The organism is Halomonas sp., assembly GCF_052095695.1.
Taxonomy (GTDB): domain Bacteria; phylum Pseudomonadota; class Gammaproteobacteria; order Pseudomonadales; family Halomonadaceae; genus Vreelandella.
Genome location: NZ_JBQDLQ010000015.1, coordinates 1 through 3,761, shown reverse-complemented (window position 1 = coordinate 3,761; position 3,761 = coordinate 1). Strand labels below are relative to the sequence as shown.

2 protein-coding genes are annotated in these 3,761 nt (G+C 57.2%); both read right to left on the bottom strand.

Features of this window, described 5'->3' with window-relative positions:
* The coding region (gene cobA, locus ACTH5D_RS04725; RefSeq protein ID WP_441668851.1) for a uroporphyrinogen-III C-methyltransferase at nt 1-632 on the bottom strand (632 nt) is incomplete at its 3' end.
* Complete coding sequence (locus ACTH5D_RS04720) at nt 592-3,300, bottom strand: nitrate reductase (RefSeq protein ID WP_441668849.1); 2,709 nt, start codon at nt 3,298-3,300, stop codon at nt 592-594. The genes ACTH5D_RS04720 and cobA, both read right to left, overlap by 41 nt.
* Nucleotides 3,301-3,761: the final 461 nt, after the last annotated feature.

Below are 3,761 nucleotides of genomic sequence, written 5' to 3'. Positions count from 1 at the left end.
AGGGTTTCATCTTTACGTGCCAGCGACGCCCAATCCGGCGTGCCCTCTTCGCGACATAACTGGGCGGTCACAAAGCGCAGCTGCTGCGCATGGCCGCGATCGGTCAGCGGAATGCCCATGCAGGCAGCAGCGGCTGAGGCAGCGGTAATTCCCGGCACAATAGTGGCAGGCACCTGGGCGGCTGCCAGAGCATCCAGTTCCTCCCCCATGCGCCCAAACACCGCTGGGTCACCGCCTTTCAGGCGCACGACCGACTTTCCTTTCTGAGCAAGCGCGACCATCAGCGCGCCGATTTCATCCTGAGGAACGCTGTGGTGGCCGCGGGCTTTGCCCACGTAGTAGCGCTCAGTGTGGCGAGGAATCAGTGCCAGCACCTCATCGCCGACCAAGCGGTCATAGACAACGGCATCCGCCTGCATGAGCAGCCGAGCAGCCTTGAGCGTTAATAGCTCCACATCGCCGCTTCCCGCGCCGACTAAGTAAACCTGCCCAGCACGGCACTGATCCAGACCTCCCCGCAGCGGCACATATAACGCCTCAGTAGGGCGAGCTGACGACGAGCATCCACGGGCCAACATGCGCATAAAGGCGTTAAGCCAGTTCAGTATTAGGGGCCTGCTTAGCGCGCGCATGGGGCCGCTCCTCTTCAATAAGTGATTTCAATTCGGGGATACAGCTACCGCACTGAGTGCCGCAGGCGAGTCTGGCGCCAAGCGCTTCGATGCTGATATCGCCCGTACGAATGGCGTTAGAAATAGTGGTTTGGCCTACTTGGTGACAGCTGCACACCACAGGGCCGGTATCGACGGCGCCATCGTCACAGCCCGCTAATAAGCGCCGCCGGTGGGTATCGCTCAGCGTCATCTCGTTAAAGCGGGATTCCAGCCACGCCAGCCCCGGGAGCTCGCTGGGTAGCCCAACCATGAGCCACCAGCGAAGCTGGCCATTTTCAACACCCACCGCACGTAGCCGCCCGCTCGCGGCATCTTGACTGAGTACCGACACAGGCCCTGGCAGCCACGCGCTAAGCTGTGCTAACCAGTCGCTGACCGGCTCGATATCGGCAAGCTGCCAGCGCTGTAAGCCACGCATAGGGATGCGTGTCCAGTAGGCGCTGGCGCACCATGGCGTTGATTCAATAACTGTATCAGCAATAAGTAGTGTGGCCTGCCACTTCACCCTTAGCGGCACCAGCGCTACGGCACCGTGTTTGGACTCCGGCTGACCGGAGAGCGGGTCCGTAATGCTATCGATCAGCGCGCTACTTCTAGCCTGCTGAGTGAAGCAATCGGTCCAGTGAATGGGTACAAACACCTCGCCACGCCGCTGGGCATTGGAAATCCGCACACGGGCACGAAACTCCCCCTTCGCAGCGGTTAATACTGCCAAGCCTTGGTCGGTAACACCGGCGACGTGGGCATCATCGGGGTGCACGTCCATAAAGGGCTCCGCGCGGTGATTCATTAAGCGCGGCGCGCGAGCGGTACGCGTCATGGTGTGCCACTGGTCGCGAATCCGACCGGTATTTAAACGCAGCGGGTAAGCGGCGCTAAGCGCTTGCTCGGGCCACTGCGGAACAATCGCCAGCAGCTTGGCGCGGCCATTCGCAGTGGCAAACTCACCCTCTTCAAACAGCCGAGCAGTGCCCTTTGGTGCGGCCTTGGTGACCGGCCATTGAATCGGCGCTAAGGCGTCGTAGCCTGCGCACCCTAGCCCGACCAGACCCGAGATATCAAATAGCCGCTTAGGAGTGGCGTGTATGGCGTCATTCTCAAACCCTGACAGCCTTGCGTGCTCATCAAAAATCTCCCAGGGATGCGCATAGTTAAACGCCTCAACAAACCCTAGCTGTTTGGCGACTTCACAGATAATCCACCAGTCGTGGCGTGCCTCACCCGGGGGTGCCAACATACCCCGCTGACGCGAAATACGCCGTTCGGAGTTGGTCACGGTGCCATCTTTTTCCGACCAGCCTGATGCAGGCAGCACGATATCGGCATAGGGCAGCAGGTCGGTGTGGGCCGCGCATTCGGATACGATCACCAGCGGGCATTTCTCCAGCGCAGCCCGCACCCGCGCCGCATCGGGAAGGCTAATGACGGGGTTGGTGGCCATGATCCAAAGCGCTTTAATCTCGCCACGCTCAATGGCCTCAAATAGCTCAACGGCTTTATAACCGGGGCTGTCGGGTAATGTCGGCGTAAGGTTCTCGGTTGCCCAAAAGCGGCTGACCAGATCAATCGCGCCAGGGGTGTGATAATCCATATGGGCGGCTAGCTGATTGGCAAGCCCGCCGACTTCGCGCCCGCCCATCGCATTTGGCTGGCCGGTAATGGAAAATGGTCCGGCTCCCGGCAAGCCAATTTTCCCGCCCGCTAGGTGGCAGTTAATAATCGCGTTGCATTTATCGGTGCCGCTGGACGATTGATTAACGCCTTGAGAATAAAGCGTGACCACGTGCAACTGGCTGGCAAACCAGTAAAAGAAGGTTTCTAGCCGCTCGGGATCCACATCGCAGGCGGCCGCGACATCAGCTGCTGACTGCTGGGCAGCCGCCAAAGCATCGTCAAAGCCCTCGGTGTGGCGCTCAATATAAACAGTATCGAGCCTGCGATGCTGTGCCATCCATGCCAGTAAGCCGTTAAACAAATACGCATCGCTACCCGGTTTAATCCCTAGGTAGAGGTCGGCAATTTCACAGCTGTCGGTCTCCCGCGGGTCAATCACCACCAGACGCATCAGCGGGTTGCGCTCTTTAGCGACTTTAATGCGCTGGTAAAGCACCGGGTGATTCCAAGCAAGGTTGGACCCCACCAGCACCACTAGCTCGGCCTCTTCCAAATCCTCATAGTTACAGGGAACCGCATCCGCACCGAAGGCGCGCTTGTAACCGGCCACCGCTGACGCCATACAAAGTCGTGAGTTGGTATCTAAATGCGGGGTGCCCAAAAAGCCTTTAAATAGCTTATTAGCCACGTAGTAATCTTCGGTTAACAGCTGCCCGGAAAGGTACGCTGCCACGCTGTGATTGCCATACGCTGAGCGCACCGAGTTTAAGCGCTGCGCGACGGTGCTCAGCGCGGCGCCCCAAGTAACGTCGACACCATCCACTCGGGGATGGGTTAGGCGCCCCTGGTGACCCAGCGTTTCATGCAACGCTGACCCTTTGACACACAGCCGCCCGTAGTTCGCTGGGTGCTCAAGGTCGCCCTCTACGGCGCACAGCGTACCCGCTTTCACGGTTGCCGTTACGCCACAGCCGACGCCACAATAGGGGCATGTCGTTTTCACCTGAGTCATCGCTACTCCTCGGGTTGCTCATTAACGCCACGCATAAAAAAACGTCCAGTCCTTTTCTCTAATGCGCTGTATAAACGCATTGGGAGAAGAGGGCTGGACGTCGTTGCCACAGCGTATCTTCGTCAGTGCAGACTAATTCACTAACACCTGCCTATTTCCTGACAGTGACACATTTTTAACGGCTACTTATTTTTCTAACGGCTTTGGAGTTATTCGCTGCCATCGCCTATCAATGCGCTTACTGCTTATTAACTCATTTATTGTCTCGTTTATTGATTAGATAACAGCAAAAGACAGTCCGCCCATCGCTATTTTCGAAATTAAACATTTAAAAACAGAAGTTTATAAATTAAAAAAATCATAGCTGACCATCTAAAATCCGCTCAGCACACGCTAAATGATGCCTAGCGGTAGTTGTCAAGAAATCTGTCGCCTCTGAGATCATTCAGGCCACCTGTTTT

Coding starts and splice junctions, on each gene's coding strand:
- ACTH5D_RS04720 (WP_441668849.1), bottom strand. CDS start 3,300: ATGACTCAGGTGAAAACGACATGCCCCTATTGTGGCGTCGGCTGTGGC.